Origin of the sequence: Vibrio campbellii CAIM 519 = NBRC 15631 = ATCC 25920 (assembly GCF_002163755.1) — a bacterium.
Taxonomy (GTDB): Bacteria; Pseudomonadota; Gammaproteobacteria; order Enterobacterales; family Vibrionaceae; genus Vibrio; species Vibrio campbellii.
In genome coordinates this window covers 1541361-1556975 of the sequence record NZ_CP015863.1, presented here as the reverse complement: position 1 = coordinate 1556975, position 15615 = coordinate 1541361, and the positions used below count along the sequence as shown (strand labels likewise).

Below are 15615 nucleotides of genomic sequence, written 5' to 3'. Positions count from 1 at the left end.
TCAATCGATTCAATGGACATTAGAATGCAACTGTCAAAGCTAACCCAAGAGATTTTTGATCACCTATACCGTGACATCACCGAGTTCCGTAGCACTTTCGACCTACCAGTGGCGGATGTTGCAAGCCTAGACGCACAAGCAGATACACTACACACTTCTCTTGCGATCGAAGAGCTTACTGAACTAGCGGAAGCGGATTGCAAAACCGAGCAAGCAGACGCAATCATTGACAGCGTTTACGTTCTAATGGGTCGTCTAGTACACCTTGGTGACAGCAAAGTAGAAGATAACCTAGCTATCAGCTACCTGATCGATCTACTGCTTAACGTAGCGGTGAACCGTGGTATCGACTTTATCCCTTGCTGGGACGAAGTGCACTCAAGCAACATGAGCAAAGTGTGCCGTAACGAGCAAGAATATGCAGAAACAGAAGCGTTCTACGCTGAACAAGGCATCAAGCTGATGGCGGTTCAAAAAGGCGAAGACATCATTGCGAAATGCGCAGAAGATTTTGTATCTGAAGGCAAAACGGTACGTAGAGGTAAGGTTCTAAAATCGGTTTACTACCGTCCTGCAGACCTTAAGCCACTTACACAGTAAGTCGTTGATTAAGCACTACAGATAAAATTCAGCGCCCACAATACTCTATATTGTGGGCGCTTTTTATTCTGAGCGTTTTTGCTCAATCAACATTTGGCTCGGGTAAAATCGGTGGCGTACTATCCATGTAGGTTAAGAAATTTTGCCAAATTTCATGAGTTCTTTGTTGAGTTAATTGAGTTTTGCAGGAAATAGCCATAACACCGCGAATTGTCCCTTCACGCCACTTTGTATATACCGAATCACAATGCGACGTCATGTATGCTTGCCAATCTTTTTGTGCAACTTGAATCGCTTTAATCAGCTCAGGATCATAAGAATTATGTTCGAGACTCGTTTCCAAATATTTATTTAGTTGCTTTTGAGCAGTCTCTGATTCAATGGCTGCACACTGATTAATCTCGAGGGTGCTGACCGCGTTATTACAATCAATCGCTTCTTCTTGAGCAAATGCCATAGACGACAAGCTCGCTAGAGCCACAATCACGTATTTTTTCATTCCTTTCTCCAAATAGAATCGCTCTAATGAACGCCTTAATCAAAAATCAAATACGGCCTTTCTTCTACTACGACTTTTCGAACATGAGTTTGGAAAACCTCCGCCAAGCCCTCTTCCGTTAGTACTTCATCTGCATGACCTAAAGAATGCAATACGCCATTATTGAGCAGCAGTACTTTGTCAGCATGCCTTAACGTTCGATTTAAATCGTGGTTTGCGACCAACACCCCGATGCCTTGCGCAGCGACTGCATTAATGAGCTGATATAGCAGTTCCTCTTGGGCAATATCCAACGGCGCTGCGGGTTCATCCAAAATCAATAGCTGAGAGTAAGGGTTAATCGTGCGCCACACTTGCAAGCACACCCCGGCTAAACGAACACGTTGCCATTCACCCCCGGATAATGTCTGAATACTTCGATGAAGCTTGTCTTGCAATTGTACTAGCTCAATAACAATATTAACGGCATCTCGTACTTTCGCGTCGCTGATATTGGCACCAGTTGGCAATGAAAGTGCTAAATATTGAAAGACATCAACATTGAATGCAGGCCTTGACTGTTGACACAAATACCCACGGATATGCGCTTGTTCTGAAAGTGGCATTGTGAGTAGGTCGTTATTGTCGACAAGCACTTGACCACTCACGCCTTCACGCTGAGTTAAGGTGCCAGATATCGCTCCAAGTAATGTGCTTTTCCCGGAGCCGTTTGGGCCCACGACATGGACAACCTCACTCGGCTTACATGCAAAGGAGAGCGGTAGCAGTCGACTTCCCACTGCGATGTGCTTAACGTGCATCATGACTTTTCACCAGCATCCAAATGAAGATAGGTGCGCCGATAGAAGTGGTCATCACTCCAAGCGGCAACTCAGCAGAATCGAGCAACAAACGCGCGCCGATATCCGCAAGCACCAATAAGGCTGCGCCAGATATTGCCGACAGAGGCAACAAGTAACGGTTTTCTGTACCAAACGCTAATCGAAGCAGGTGTGGCACGACTAAGCCAACAAAGCTAATGATCCCACCTAACGCAACGGAACCACCAACAAGTACGGAGATTGCCAAAATGAGCTTCCAGCGCATCTGATGAACATCAATACCCAGTTGAGTGGCATGGATTTCCCCTAGCATCAACTTATCAAGCGGTTTGCCCTTGCAGCAGAGCCAAATTAGCACAGGTAGCATGACCAAAGTAACGGTGTGCTGATACCAACTTGCCCCACCAATGCTGCCCATTAGCCAATACATTAACTGACGCAGGCTCAAGTCATCGCTAAAGTAGAATGCCCACGTCACAATGGCGCTCGACAAAATACCCAAGGCGACGCCGACAAGCAGCAGCCTTGCGGTAGTAAGATGCATTGCCCTTGCGATACCAACCAATATGACGGTAAACAACATCGAACCAGCAATGGCAGCTAACATAAAGATCATAGGTGAAGGTAAAACCGGCAAGGCAAACATGACGAGCACCATTGCCAAACTCGCGCCACCGGAGATCCCGAGAACGCCGGGTTCGGCTAATGCGTTCCCAAGCAGAACTTGTAAGGTAGCACCAGAAACTGCCAGAGCAGCACCAATAATAGCGGCAGAAACCAAACGTGGCAGACGTAAATCCAACAAGAGTTTTTGTTCAAATGCAGAAAGAGACTGAAAAGGAGAAAGGAATACCTCTCCGACCATCAAGTGGATAGCAGAGAGCAGCACGAGAATCACTGACATAATCAAAAGATTGCGTTGCCAGCGTCGTTCCTTGTTCAGGATAAGTTGTTGAAAATCCATAGTAGCCGATAAATACAAACGAGGCTTAACCTTACAGTTAAGCCTCGGTAAATTGCAAATGTGTTCTTACGCTTTAGTCGCCGAAATTAAGGCGATATGGCATTAATCGTAGACTAACTCACCATCTTCGTAGCGCGTTTTCACTTCACACACCATTAATGCAGCGCGTTGACCAATCGCGACGTGACGATTTGGGAAAACAACGGCTTCGTTATCGTTCTTCGCCATCAATGGTTTGTCACCATCGTGACCAAACACTTCGCCGTGAACGAATGAGGTAAAGTTCTCGACGTTGTCATCAAACATGAAATCAAAATCTTCGTGCAAGCGCACAATCGTGCGACTAACACGATACTTGATACATGGTTTAGACAAGTGCTCCGCTTTCGCCTCTGCAATTAGGTTACGCAGTGACAAATCGAACGCAGTCAGTTTGTCTAAGTCGTTTTCACCAATGCGAGCCACTCGACCAAGCTCCATCGTCAAAGCTTGAGCGCCGTAGTTCTCTGCACTGAACCAACTGAATGTGCTGGTTGGTGAGTTAGACAGTAGCACGGCTTCAATATGTGCACTGTCGAGAAAATCAATCAAAGCTTTGCTACGAACAGGATGACGCGTTTTCGGACTCACCGCAAAGGTGTAGTGCTTTGAAGCACGGATCGCACAGTGCAAATCTAAGTGCCAGCGTGTTTCCGCTGACGTATCTTGATAGAAATCTCTGACTAACAATTTGAGAGTGTCAGCAATCGCAAGCTCTTTGGTTGGCTCGTGCTCTTTCTCATCAAACAGTCGATTAAGGTTTTCTTCTAAAAATCGCGTGTGAGCCAGAGTCGATTCTGGGTGAGCGATAATGAATAGGCATCGAGCCTCGACCTTTTGGAAGCCGGATTCGATGTCTTTGATAATTGAATCCACCAGCTCCATCGGTGCGGTTTCATCCCCGTGGACACCACAAGAGATGATGACGTTCTTTGTTTCCTGAGTGTATTCATCAGGAATCACTTCTAGCACACCACGCTGATAGAGTTTAAGTTTTACACCATTAGACAGCACCTGCTCCGCTGGCGCGACATCAATATGAACATCTAACGTGTCAGTTAAAAACGATTGGCGAAAGAGAGACTTCGTCATGCGTTACTCCTTAATAGCACGGCGGGTATGTTAATAAATTGTACAAAGGATTTTTGTTGTTGCGATCCCACTTATGAGTAGAAGCCACCAAATTTATTTAAAATCCCATACCTTTTCGCGCCATGCACTCAAATCAAGCATTGAGGCGTTTATTTTTTAAACAATTACAAGGTTTTAGGGCTGTGAACTTTACCACAGCCCTAAAGAAGATCATTATGATTTGATCAACTTTTAGCGTTTATTCACCACGTTGTGCGAGTAAACGTTCAAATTCGTCTACTTTGTCACGAACTAGCTCCACACTCTGCTGCCAGAATTCGGGTTGCGTCAGATCCATTGAAAGATGCTTGTCTACAACCTCTTCTGCCATCATGTTGCCAGTATCGCGCAATAGATCTACATAATCATCGTAGAAGCGCTCCCCTTTAGCATCACGTTGAGCGTAGATGCCTTTACTGAACAAGAAACCGAACAGGTATGGATAGTTGTAGAAGCTCACCCCAGAAATTGAGAAGTGCAGTTTGCTCGCCCAGAAATAAGGGTCAGCTTCGCTCATCACATCGCCATACCAATCTTTCCATGTTTCTGATATCAGTTCACAGAAGTCATCAGCGGTCAGTTCACCCTCCTGGCGACGCTCGTAGAAAGCTTTTTCGAACTCGTAACGAACTGGAATATTGATCATCAGAGCCAACGCTGAAGAGAGCTCTTCCCACAGCATTTCGAGCTTATCATCCACACTTTCTGCTTTTGAAATCAGATGATCACGAACGATGTTTTCAGCGAAAATAGAGGCGGTTTCTGCCAACGTCATTGGATAGTACGTTTGGCAAAGCGGTAAATCACGAATCACCCAGTTGTGGAAGGCATGACCAAGCTCGTGAGCTAGCGTCATCAGGTCTGAGCGGCTACCACTCCACGTCATAAACACAAGCGGCGTACGCGTCGCCGGCAGCTTAGTACAGTATGCGCCAAGGCGTTTATTGGCATTTGGTGCAGCATCAATCCAGCCGTTTTGTACCATCATGTGGACAAACTCAGACATATCTGGATTCACGGTTTCGAACGCTTCACAAATGACATCGATTGCTTCATCGAAAGGGTAAACTTTCGCTTCACCACTCAAAGCAGGCATCGCAGCAAGATGATTCCACGGTTTCATCTCATCCAAACCATGGACCTTCGCCATTAGCAAACCGGCCTTTTGACCAATCTCACGGCTGTCTTTAGCGACTTTCATCATGGCATCCAATGTTTCCGCTTTAATTCGGCTGCCATGTAAGCTTGGATCAAGGAAATGGACATCACGTTTGGTAGAACGCTTTTTATTCTCTGTTAAACGCCAACCTGAAAGCGCGTTAAGGATAGAAGCGAAAGATTCTTGATGTGTTGCCATCGCCTTTTGAACGCCACGCCACGCAGCTTCTTGGCGATCAAATTCAGAACCATAAAGAATGCTTGCTGCTTGCGAGAAGCCAAGCTCTTCACTTTCACCATCAGCGTAGTCAAGCTTCACTTTCAAAGAGCCCGTGAGGTTGTTGTATAACTTACCCCACGCAGATTTTCCATCCACGCTCATTGCCGCCAGTAGCTTTTCTTCTTCGGTGCTTAAACGTGTGTCAGCCAGTTTGCGAGAGTTCAGGATTGAAAACGCCTGACCACTGATGTCTGGATTTTCATGCTCCAAAACACGAGTAATGAACTCTTCATCAGCGTGAGTCAATTTAAGCTCAAAAGCACTGTAAGCTTGAGAAAGCTCAGAGAAAATACGCGTCATACGACCCAGCAGTGCTTTCGCCTCTGCATTTGTCGCATCCACAGACGCGTAACAGTTAGCGAAGTTCGCAATAGTGCCAGCCAAACGGCTTGCCGCCTCACTGGTTAAGATTGCGTTTTGCATCACTTCAACAGAGTTACAATCCGCAGACTGTTTATTGAGTAGGTCAATGCATTGCTCTACAAGGGCAATGTCATCTTGAATTCGTGGGTCAGCGAGATCGTTATAAACGATGGATAAATCCCAGCTAGGAGCGGTCATTTATGGTTCCTTTTGATGTAATCGAGCCAGCCCTTTTCTCTCTTAAACTCGGTAGAGATCTAAGCGTTGGCCACTTCCGTGACTAATTTTCAAATAGTGGTACGCCTATCGAACGAACTGAGGCGTAAATCTGATCATCGATGGTAATTGTTATATGTGTTACTGACGCATTTCCTATCGCTAATGTCGAATACCATCGCGGATTGCGCCAATCTACACCCAATACATGGGCAAGAATCATTCTAATTACGCCACCATGCGTGACAATTAGCAAGTTGTCATTGATATCGTTGATGATTTGAGACCAAGCACAAGTTACACGATGAGAGAAATCATCCAAGCTCTCAGCATTCGGTAAGGTGTGTTGTGCCGGTGCTTTCCAAAATGCATCGAGCTTATTCCAGTGCTCAGAAAGCATGTCAAATGGGATGCCGTCAAAATCACCAAAATCCAATTCTTGAAGTTGTGGCTCCACACTTAAAGGCAAAAGTCGCTGCTCCGCAAGTATCTCAGCAAGGTCGTGACAACGTGACAACGGAGAGCTGATGATCCCCTCTACTTCTCGACCCGTTTGTTGCCAGGCTTGAGCAATTTTGCGTTGCTCAGCTTCATCGACTTTCAAATCGGCTTGTCCGTGTAAACCTGGGGCTGCGCTCACTTTTCCGTGTCGCAGTAGATAGATATTCAGCGTTTTCATCTCTTCCCTTCCTGTGGTTTGAGCTCAAGCGGCAAGCCCGCAGCGACAAACGTGACTTGCTCACATATGGTCGCCAGTTTTTGATTCATCCGTCCCGCATTATCAACAAAGTAACGACTGACGGCGCCGAGCGGCACAATACCCATCCCGACTTCGTTAGAGACAAAAATCAGCGTCGCGTCAGATTGTGCTGCCGCATTCACCAACAACTCAATTTGCTCCCCTAACCGCTCATTACAGCATTCATCGCCGAGTTCAAAGATCCAGTTGTTGAGCCAAAGCGTAAGGCAATCAACTAACACGACATCTTGAGATGAAAACTCACAAATGAGCTCAGGCAAGTTAAGCGAACATTCATGTTCAATCCACCCAGCCCCTCGTTGCTGTTTATGGTGAGCAATGCGTTGCTTCATTTCTTCATCAAAAGGCAATGCCGTCGCCACATAGTGAAGCGTTCCGTTTTTATTTTGTGTCCATTGTTGCGCCCTGCTCTCTGCTAAGCTCGATTTTCCTGAGCGCGCACCACCTAGAATAAGTTGCTTCATAATGAATGACTAAATGCGATAAGAGTGAGATAAACAAGCAACTCTGCAAGCTGCTGCGCGGCACCAAGGCAATCGCCAGTAAATCCGCCGATACGTTTGGTCAGCCAACGTTTAAAGCCCACACGAAACAGAGCCAATACCAATACAATCACAACAGCCTGAGTCACACCCAGTAACAGCGCCACAACCCCACCAGTGAACAGTAATATCGCGACTTCGAAGCTCGATTGCTTATTCGCCAACGGTTTACTTTTCGATGTATCTGCATCACTAACATAGGGCATATCGTAAATGAGAGTGGCTGCCAGTGCTCGGCTCACGGTGTACGCCACAACGATCATCAGCCAAAACTGAGGCTCATGGGCTAACTCGCCCCAAAACACAAATTTCGCCAGCAGCGCCATCACTAGCGTTACCGCTCCATACGTCCCGATGCGGCTGTCTTTCATGATGGTTAAGCGGCGCTCTAACGTCATGCCACCGCCAATACCATCCGCCATATCCGTTAAACCGTCCTCATGGAACGCGCCGGTAAGGAGCAGGCTAAATGCCATAGTTAACACGATGGCAACTGAGTTTGGGAACAACAAACTTGCCAGTGAAAATACAGCTGCGCACAGTAGCCCAAGCACTACACCGACCAAAGCAAAGTATCGCCCTGCTTGGTTCATGCGCGTTTCACTGTAAGGTAAATCTGCGGGCACAGGGATACGGCTAAAAAAACTTACTGCGAGCAAGAAAAGCTCACTCTGATAGCGCAAAGAACGAGTCTCTGAATGTAGTGTATTATCAGAAGCAGACACTAAACCGTCACTCCCGCACTCTCAAAACTTGCCATGTTGTTGTAAAACTGAGCCGCCGCTTTTACCAGTGGCAAAGCAAGCGCTGCTCCGGTTCCTTCACCTAGACGCAAGCCAAGATCCAAAAGAGGCTCCGCTTGTAGGCATTCCAGCACAAACTTATGCCCATTCTCTTCTGAGTTATGAGCAAACAGCATGTAATCTCGCGTCTCTTCATCCAATAAGGTCGCGACATAAGCGGCTACAGAGACGATAAATCCGTCGACTAAAACAGGCGTTTTGTGGCGTTTCGCTTCTAAGAATGCGCCAACCATTTGCACGATTTCAAACCCACCGACTTGAGCCAGTGCTCCTTTGGCATCAAGGTCACGACAGCGATTCACACCTTGCGCGACTAGCTTGATTTTGCGGTTTAGTTGCTCTTGAGTGATGCCCGTACCATAACCAACGCAATGGTCGACTTCCAATGGACTCAACGCAGTTAACAATGCCGATGCAGAACTGGTATTGCCAATCCCCATCTCACCAAACATCAACAAGTTCGAGCCATCAAGAATCGCCTGTTGCGCGACTTGGGCACCATATTCCAAACCCAATGCAACTTGCTCTAACGATATCGCAGTCTGTTTAGCAAAGTTTGCCGTGCCATTTCCCAGACGTTTCTCAATCAAGTTGGGATGATTTTTAAAGTCAGGAACTAAGGTATCGATGGGTGACAACATGCCACAATCAATGACCTTAAAGTCAATTTGGTTGAGATCGCAGAAACAGTTAATAGCAGCGCCACCAGCGAGAAAATTCGCCACCATTTGTTGAGTCACGGCGCTTGGTGCAATGCTCACCCCTTCTTTCGCGATACCATGATCACCAGCGAATACCAACATGGTTGGTTTGCGAATTTCTATTGTTTCAACCAATTGAAGCTTGTCTTGGCTTTGAATTAACGCCAATTCTAGCGCCACTTTTTCGAGCAAACCAAGAGCGCCTAATGGTTTGGTTTTGTTATCAATGCGAGCTTGAATTTCTGAGGCAAAAGAGCGATCCATGATGATGATTCCTTATTCTTTATTTTGGACGAGCGACAGAAAAAGTTTTTTCTAACGTGGCGTATTCATTACCGCCTAACCGAGCTAATGGTTCTACAGCTAAGGCATCAACTTTTAAACGGCCATCCCCCATGGATATGGCCCGCTCATCGACATAAATGTGTTCAATCTCTGCAAAGATTAAACTTTGTGGCGTCTCACCCATCTCAATGACTTCATGTAACTTACAGCCAAATGCAATTGGCGCACCCTCTAAGCGTGGTAATTCGAAACCTTGGAAATCAACCGTCTCAAGTTGAGTCGTCTCCAGTTCAGATTCCCCATGTTCTAATGTGGCAGAAGATAGAGTGACTTTATCCGCGAGAGCGCTTGGTGCAATATGGATAACCAACTTACCAGTTTCTAATGCATTTCGCGTGGTGTCCTTGATATCCCCATTGGGCTTTTTTCCCACAGAAATCATCAATAAAGGTGGACGGCTAGAGACCGCAGTAAAGTAGGAAAATGGCGCTAAGTTGAAGTTTTGCTCACCTGAGTCTGTGAGCACCCAAGCGATTGGGCGAGGAATGACAGTTTGAGTCATCAAATGGTACACCTGCGTTGGTGTAAGTGTTCTGAGATCTATGTTCATACGACGTCCTTGGTCTTAGAAAACCGCGAGAGAAATGAGGCTCCCAACAAATTGAGAGAACAAGTGTACCCCTCTCCCAAGCAATTTCACTGATTTTCTCTTTTTGAGCGTGTCTTTTATCATTTTGACATTTATATTGACAGCAATGTCAGTTCAATCATCTTATTTAATTAGAAAATAAAGCTAACACTCGATATTTTGAGGAAGTTTTAATCGAACATAAAAAATCGTTCTACACAGACCTCGCACAGAAAACACCAATAAGAAATTGAATAAATTAAGGTTTTAAAGTCGCCATATATCTTGCTAACAGAGACTACTAGATAGATAAATCCGGATAATGTAACCCCTTCGATAAAGTTGGCATGTCTGATGCTTCTAATGAATTGTCCCCTACAACTAAAGCGAGAGACCATGTTTGCCAATCAAAGTCGTCGCCCCACGAAGAGAGGCAAACCAACACAAAAGCGCCTACCCCGGCGTTTCATACCCTTATCATTCTCCTAGTCCAAAAGACCCGTTTGTCCCGCGGGTCTTTTTATTTGTGTCGGAAAACACTAGAGCAAATACATCATTTATCAAACATTGATAGCATGCCTAATGCTTAGATAAGCTACAATAGCCTAAGCAACTGTTCTCTAAGAGGAAGAATACGATGAGTAACGATTCAAATGCATGTGTCATTATCGCAGGTGCGACTGGGTTGGTAGGAAAAGAAGTCATCCATCAACTGATCTCGCAGCCTAGTATCGAAACTCTGTACTGTCTTTCTCGACGAACCCTCACTGACATTGCCGATCCAAGTAATAAAATTATCCCACTGCTAGACGCAGAACTATCTATTCATGATTGGGACGAACAACAGCCTACCCCTCGCGTGGGTTTTATTTGTCTCGGTACTACGTTAAAGCAAGCAGGAAGCAAAGACGGTTTAAGGAAGATAGATGTCGAGTTGGTATGTAAAGTTGCCCAACAAATGAAGCTGATTGGCGTGAAGCGCCTTGCTGTCGTATCGAGTTTAGGTGCGAAAGTGTCTTCATCGTCCCATTACCTTGCCTGCAAAGGCCATATGGAAAAAAACATTGAAAAGATGGGCTTTGAAGAAGTGGTATTCGCAAGGCCGGGGCCTTTGGTCGGGCAACGAGAAAATCCTCGTACGGATGAGAAAATTGTTCAAACTCTTTCTAAAGTTATTCGTCCGCTTATGCTGGGAAAACTGGCTAATTTTGTACCCTTTCAGGCTCAAGATGTCGCCAAAGCGATGATTTATCAAGTTTTCAGCTACCAAGAAGACCCAGTCATCTATTTGCATAGAAGGGAAATGCTCGACCTCATTAAGCACTACGACTGAGCAAAATCGCATAAATCTCGTGCTAGCCTGCTATTTCACGAGATATGAGTCTCATTTTTATATTCATTTTCGATCTATCTAATGCCTGTTTTTCATTTTTAAAGTTATATCCTGAGCGTTATCTTACGCCCACAGTTTATAGCCAAATGTATAAAAACAGTCAGTATTTTGGGCTAATTGATAAGGTCAAATTATGAATTTCGCAGTGGTTGCCTCTCTGGCGGTGTTTATCGCCATATTATTCTTTCTTTTTAATCAGCAACAAAAACAGAACACCTTGTCTCGTCTTGTGTTGATTGGTTTAGTGACTGGTTCACTTTTCGGTCTTGCTCTACAACTGATTCATGGTGAAGGCAGTGATGTGATTGCTCAAACGCTTGAGTGGGTTGGCATCGTCGGCAGTGGTTACGTTGGCCTGTTGAAGATGGTCATCATGCCATTGGTACTGGTCTCCATGATTTCTGCTGTAGTAAAACTTGAGAAAGGCGGGTCACTAGGCAAAATTTCTGGCATCACAATTTCAGTTTTATTGGTCACGACAGCCATTGCTGCCATCATTGGTATCCTCGTAACAACGACATTTGGCCTTTCTGCTGAAGGTCTTACTGAAGGTGCGCGTGAAACGGCTCGTATTGCTGTATTAGAGAGTCGTGCAGGCTCAGTGAGTGATCTAACGATTCCTCAAATGTTGGTCAGCTTTATCCCAACCAATCCGTTTGCTGATTTAACTGGAGCTCGTTCGACCTCAATTATTGCTGTGGTTATTTTTGGTGTTTTGGTTGGTATCGCTGCACGTAAAGTGATGGCGGAAAAAGAAGAGCTAGAATCACCAATCCGCACTTTTGTCGAAGCGGCTCAATCTATCGTTATGCGTCTGGTTAAGATGATCATGGCATTGACGCCTTACGGCATTGCAGCCCTAATGGCGAAAGTTGTGGCGACCTCAAGCGCTGGCGACATTCTTAACCTGCTGGGTTTCATTGTTGCCTCCTACGTAGCGATTGCCCTGATGTTCCTTGTGCACGGTCTACTTGTGTCTTTCGTTGGTGTTAGCCCTGCTGAGTACTTTAAGAAGATTTGGCCAGTACTGACGTTTGCCTTCACATCACGCAGCTCAGCGGCAACCATCCCGCTTAATGTAGAAGCACAAATCACAAAGTTAAACGTACCACCAGCGATTGCGAACTTGTCAGCGTCTTTCGGTGCCACTATAGGCCAGAACGGCTGTGCAGGTATCTACCCAGCAATGCTTGCGGTAATGGTAGCGCCAACAATGGGTATCGATCCTCTAGACATCAACTTTATTCTGTCACTAATTGCTATCATCACGATTAGCTCATTTGGTATTGCCGGTGTGGGCGGCGGCGCAACCTTTGCAGCCCTGATTGTACTACCTGCGATGGGCTTGCCTGTGACAATTGCAGCACTGCTTATCTCTATCGAACCATTGATCGATATGGCGCGTACCGCATTGAATGTCTCTGGCGCTATGACAGCCGGCACCATTACCAGCCGCGTGTTAAAGTCGACCAATAGCGAAACTACGTTGGAAGAACAGAAAGCGTAATTACTTCCCAATAGTCAACTGCCTTACAAAGCCGATGTTTTACCATCGGCTTTTTTGTTTTTTTGAGCTCAGTTAAATGGGCCATCATTCAATTCGCACTCTTAACTTTCAAACACTTAGCAATCTTGTCGTGACTTGCACGACGAATCAGTGTGTTCAAATCAATTGTTATGATATAACATTCCAACAATTACAAATTGTATTCGAATAACACTGGAGGTTATGACATGACTTCAACTTTAACCGAACCCAACTTAATTGAAATCTTAGCCAATGGACAACAAATGCCGTGTTTCAGCTCAAGAAGAGAACCTACGGTATTAGCGGACATTTATCAGGAAGATATCAACATCGCTATCTGGCAACGACAATTCGATCAACCGCTTGTCGATGCCACGAATCAGTTCATCACCTCACACCCTAACTTCAATAAATCGCTGAATGTTTCTCCTGAAAGTGCTTATGAAACGTTGCAATACGCAACTGACGGAAATGCCCCAGAGTTACTACTTAGAAATATCGCGGAGTTGGTCGACATGTTTTGCTATTTATTCGAGTTAGAAGACGCAGGACTGCGCCTAGCGACACTCAATAGCGCGATGTGTCCTCGCTTTCACGTTGACCAAGTGCCTTGCCGATTGGTAACGACGTACCATGGAACCGCCACACAATGGTTAGCCAACAATGCTATAGACCGCTCAAAGCTTGGACGTGGTAGCAATGGGCTACCGGATGCGGAATCGGGGCTTTACAACGCAGAGAATGACATCCAACACCTTTCTGTCGGTGACGTCGCCCTACTAAAAGGTGAACGTTGGATTGGCAATGAAAATAAAGGCTTGGTACATCGCTCGCCTAACATCCAATCGAGTGAAACTCGTTTACTACTTACTCTCGATTTTGGCTAATAAAAATCAGCAATTGCCCAAACATTAATCAAACACAAAACATCAAGCCGAAGATTACCGTTCGGCTTTTTCATTTTCACAACGTCACCTTGCATCTTTCGTTGCGAGTCAAAGCGTTGAATGGTCTAATACCTCTATAGGTTCCGTAGACGGTAAGCAGAATGCACCAAGATAATCAGCCCACTTTTTTCTTTTTTGATTACGAGACTTGGGGAACAAGTCCAGCCAAAGATCGTCCAAGCCAATTCGCTGGCGTTCGTACTGATGAAAACTTCAATATCATTGGTGAACCTTTGGTCATGTACTGTCGTCCGCCCGCTGATTACCTTCCTTCACCAGACGCCGCTTTAATCACTGGTATTACGCCACAAAAAGCGATGCAAGAAGGCCTACCTGAACCTGAATTTATCGCTAAGATCCACGCAGAGCTTTCTAAGCCAAATACCACTAGTCTTGGCTACAACAGTATTCGCTTCGATGACGAAGTCACACGTTACACCTGTTACCGCAACTTTATCGATCCTTATGCGTGGAGCTGGCAAAACGGTAACTCACGCTGGGATTTACTCGATGTAATGCGTGCGTGTCATGCTCTTCGCCCAGAGGGCGTAGAATGGCCAGAAAATGATGAAGGCTTTACAAGTTTCAAACTTGAGCATTTATCCGTAGCAAATGGTATTGAACACAGCAATGCCCACGATGCGATGGCAGACGTGGTTGCAACGATTGAGATGGCGAAGAAAGTGAAGGCCGCTCAACCAAAACTGTTTGATTACTTTTTCTCGATGCGTAACAAACGCAAACTGAACGAGTTAGTCGATATTGTTAACATGACGCCGTTGATGCACGTGTCGGGCATGTTGGGACGCGAATGCCAATACACCAGTTGGATTGTGCCTGTGGCTTGGCACCCAACCAACAATAACGCTGTCATTACGATTGACTTGGCGAAGGATCCTCAGCCGATCTTAGAACTTTCAGCAGAAGAGTTGAAAGAACGTTTGTACACCAAGCGTGACGAATTGGGTGACCTGCTGCCTGTACCCGTTAAGCTCGTGCACCTGAACAAGTGCCCTATCCTCGCGCCTGCTAAGACCCTGACTGCGGAAAATGCGGAAGTTATTGGTATCGATCGTCAGAAATGTTTAAGCAATTTAGCTTTGTTACGCCAACACCCAGAAATCCGCGAAAAACTAATTAGTCTATTCTCTATTGAGCGTGAATTCGAAAAGAGCGACGACGTGGATACACAGCTTTATGACGGCTTCTTCTCACCAGCTGACCGCGCGGCGATGGACATCATTCGTGAAACGGATCCGAATAATCTGGCTGCGCTGGATATTGAGTTTGATGACAAACGTATCAAGCCGTTGTTATTCCGTTACCGTGCTCGTCACTATGCTGGCACCTTGGATGAACAAGAACAAAGACGCTGGGCACAACATTGTCGCGAAGTGTTCGAAAGCCAGATTGAAGAGTACATGCTGAACTTAGAAAACTTAGTTCACGAACATGAAAGTGACGAAAAGAAGATAGCAATACTAAAATCTGTCTATCGTTATGTAGAGAGCTTAGCCTCCTAATTTCTTACCTTGTTCAAGCGCACCTCCGGGTGTGCTTGTTGTTTTATATACTGTCAAAATGATAAAAGATCGATTACTACAGCTGGTCCATTTGCTCATTTCCCTCGCACTCATAATGGGAGCACTTGGCATCGGCAACACTATTCAAAACCTCACTGGCGTTTCTGTTCCTGGAAGTGTCATCGGTATGCTTGTGCTGTTTTTCTCAATGACTCTTGGCTTGGTAAAAGTCGAATGGGTTAAGCCTGGCGCAACACTTTTCATTCGCTACATGATCCTACTGTTCGTCCCAATCAGCGTTGGTTTGATGCAGCACTTTGATATGTTGTTGGCGAACGCGCTGCCTATTATTGCAAGTGCAGTCGGAGGGTCGCTGATTGTATTGATCAGCTTGGCTTGGTTCTTGGATTACTTACTCAAGGAGAAACATTGAT

The 15615-nt window shown here is 45.6% G+C and carries 16 protein-coding genes; 6 read left to right on the top strand and 10 right to left on the bottom strand.

Translation table 11 applies throughout. The annotated features are described in order from the left end of the window. Nucleotides 1-24 precede the first annotated feature (24 nt). Nucleotides 25-600, top strand: a complete 576-nt coding sequence (locus tag A8140_RS07340; RefSeq protein WP_005528219.1) for a nucleoside triphosphate pyrophosphohydrolase family protein — start codon at nt 25-27, stop codon at nt 598-600. A gap of 82 nt (nt 601-682) precedes the next feature. Here A8140_RS07340 and A8140_RS07335 read toward each other — a convergent pair whose 3' ends face one another. From A8140_RS07335 to A8140_RS07290, 10 genes are all read right to left on the bottom strand, one after another. Beyond that, nucleotides 683-1099, bottom strand: coding sequence for a lysozyme inhibitor LprI family protein (locus tag A8140_RS07335; RefSeq protein ID WP_005528218.1), 417 nt, complete (start codon nt 1097-1099; stop codon nt 683-685). A 35-nt stretch (nt 1100-1134) separates the two neighbouring features. Further along, a complete protein-coding gene (gene btuD, locus A8140_RS07330) occupies nt 1135-1902 on the bottom strand; it encodes a vitamin B12 ABC transporter ATP-binding protein BtuD (protein ID WP_005528217.1) in 768 nt (255 codons plus the stop codon). Next, nucleotides 1889-2884, bottom strand: coding sequence for a vitamin B12 ABC transporter permease BtuC (btuC, locus tag A8140_RS07325; protein ID WP_032999835.1), 996 nt, complete (start codon nt 2882-2884; stop codon nt 1889-1891). The genes btuD and btuC overlap by 14 nt, the downstream gene beginning before the upstream one ends. Nucleotides 2885-2986: 102 nt before the next feature. After that, nucleotides 2987-4015 (bottom strand): succinylglutamate desuccinylase, encoded by a 1029-nt coding sequence (locus tag A8140_RS07320; protein ID WP_005528214.1) that lies wholly within the window; start codon nt 4013-4015, stop codon nt 2987-2989. A gap of 238 nt (nt 4016-4253) precedes the next feature. Continuing rightward, nucleotides 4254-6053 (bottom strand): M3 family oligoendopeptidase, encoded by a 1800-nt coding sequence (locus tag A8140_RS07315; RefSeq protein ID WP_005528212.1) that lies wholly within the window; start codon nt 6051-6053, stop codon nt 4254-4256. Nucleotides 6054-6135: 82 nt separating this feature from the next. Continuing rightward, on the bottom strand, nt 6136-6750 hold the full coding sequence (cobC, locus tag A8140_RS07310; RefSeq protein ID WP_005528211.1) for an alpha-ribazole phosphatase: 615 nt from the start codon (nt 6748-6750) through the stop codon (nt 6136-6138). After that, complete coding sequence (gene cobU, locus A8140_RS07305) at nt 6747-7295, bottom strand: bifunctional adenosylcobinamide kinase/adenosylcobinamide-phosphate guanylyltransferase (protein ID WP_005528209.1); 549 nt, start codon at nt 7293-7295, stop codon at nt 6747-6749. Before cobU ends, cobC begins: the two co-directional genes overlap by 4 nt. Then, nucleotides 7292-8098, bottom strand: a complete 807-nt coding sequence (locus tag A8140_RS07300; protein WP_005528206.1) for an adenosylcobinamide-GDP ribazoletransferase — start codon at nt 8096-8098, stop codon at nt 7292-7294. The genes cobU and A8140_RS07300 overlap by 4 nt, the downstream gene beginning before the upstream one ends. Next, a complete protein-coding gene (gene cobT / locus A8140_RS07295; RefSeq protein ID WP_005528204.1) occupies nt 8098-9141 on the bottom strand; it encodes a nicotinate-nucleotide--dimethylbenzimidazole phosphoribosyltransferase in 1044 nt (347 codons plus the stop codon). Before cobT ends, A8140_RS07300 begins: the two co-directional genes overlap by 1 nt. Before the next feature lie 19 nt (nt 9142-9160). Further along, on the bottom strand, nt 9161-9772 hold the full coding sequence (locus tag A8140_RS07290) for a flavin reductase family protein (RefSeq protein WP_032999832.1): 612 nt from the start codon (nt 9770-9772) through the stop codon (nt 9161-9163). Nucleotides 9773-10427: 655 nt separating this feature from the next. On the opposite strand from A8140_RS07290, the gene A8140_RS07285 reads away from it, so the two are divergent. The 5 genes from A8140_RS07285 (at nt 10428) to A8140_RS07265 (ending at nt 15614) form a co-directional block, all read left to right on the top strand. Next, the gene (locus A8140_RS07285) at nt 10428-11123 is read left to right on the top strand and encodes an NAD(P)H-binding protein (RefSeq protein ID WP_005528201.1); all 696 of its coding nucleotides are present in this window, start codon (nt 10428-10430) and stop codon (nt 11121-11123) included. A gap of 193 nt (nt 11124-11316) precedes the next feature. Further along, on the top strand, nt 11317-12690 hold the full coding sequence (locus A8140_RS07280; protein ID WP_005528200.1) for an L-cystine transporter: 1374 nt from the start codon (nt 11317-11319) through the stop codon (nt 12688-12690). Nucleotides 12691-12917: 227 nt separating this feature from the next. Next, nucleotides 12918-13598, top strand: coding sequence for a DUF1826 domain-containing protein (locus A8140_RS07275; protein WP_005528198.1), 681 nt, complete (start codon nt 12918-12920; stop codon nt 13596-13598). 161 nt (nt 13599-13759) lie between these two features. Continuing rightward, nucleotides 13760-15181 (top strand): exodeoxyribonuclease I, encoded by a 1422-nt coding sequence (gene sbcB / locus A8140_RS07270; protein ID WP_005528196.1) that lies wholly within the window; start codon nt 13760-13762, stop codon nt 15179-15181. 58 nt (nt 15182-15239) lie between these two features. Then, a complete protein-coding gene (locus A8140_RS07265; protein ID WP_012127845.1) occupies nt 15240-15614 on the top strand; it encodes a CidA/LrgA family protein in 375 nt (124 codons plus the stop codon). Nucleotide 15615 lies beyond the last annotated feature (1 nt).

Coding starts and splice junctions, on each gene's coding strand:
- A8140_RS07340 (WP_005528219.1), top strand. CDS start 25: ATGCAACTGTCAAAGCTAACCCAAGAGATTTTTGATCACCTATACCGT.
- A8140_RS07335 (WP_005528218.1), bottom strand. CDS start 1,099: ATGAAAAAATACGTGATTGTGGCTCTAGCGAGCTTGTCGTCTATGGCA.
- btuD (WP_005528217.1), bottom strand. CDS start 1,902: ATGATGCACGTTAAGCACATCGCAGTGGGAAGTCGACTGCTACCGCTC.
- btuC (WP_032999835.1), bottom strand. CDS start 2,884: ATGGATTTTCAACAACTTATCCTGAACAAGGAACGACGCTGGCAACGC.
- A8140_RS07320 (WP_005528214.1), bottom strand. CDS start 4,015: ATGACGAAGTCTCTCTTTCGCCAATCGTTTTTAACTGACACGTTAGAT.
- A8140_RS07315 (WP_005528212.1), bottom strand. CDS start 6,053: ATGACCGCTCCTAGCTGGGATTTATCCATCGTTTATAACGATCTCGCT.
- cobC (WP_005528211.1), bottom strand. CDS start 6,750: ATGAAAACGCTGAATATCTATCTACTGCGACACGGAAAAGTGAGCGCA.
- cobU (WP_005528209.1), bottom strand. CDS start 7,295: ATGAAGCAACTTATTCTAGGTGGTGCGCGCTCAGGAAAATCGAGCTTA.
- cobT (WP_005528204.1), bottom strand. CDS start 9,141: ATGGATCGCTCTTTTGCCTCAGAAATTCAAGCTCGCATTGATAACAAA.
- A8140_RS07290 (WP_032999832.1), bottom strand. CDS start 9,772: ATGAACATAGATCTCAGAACACTTACACCAACGCAGGTGTACCATTTG.
- A8140_RS07285 (WP_005528201.1), top strand. CDS start 10,428: ATGAGTAACGATTCAAATGCATGTGTCATTATCGCAGGTGCGACTGGG.
- A8140_RS07280 (WP_005528200.1), top strand. CDS start 11,317: ATGAATTTCGCAGTGGTTGCCTCTCTGGCGGTGTTTATCGCCATATTA.
- A8140_RS07275 (WP_005528198.1), top strand. CDS start 12,918: ATGACTTCAACTTTAACCGAACCCAACTTAATTGAAATCTTAGCCAAT.
- sbcB (WP_005528196.1), top strand. CDS start 13,760: ATGCACCAAGATAATCAGCCCACTTTTTTCTTTTTTGATTACGAGACT.
- A8140_RS07265 (WP_012127845.1), top strand. CDS start 15,240: ATGATAAAAGATCGATTACTACAGCTGGTCCATTTGCTCATTTCCCTC.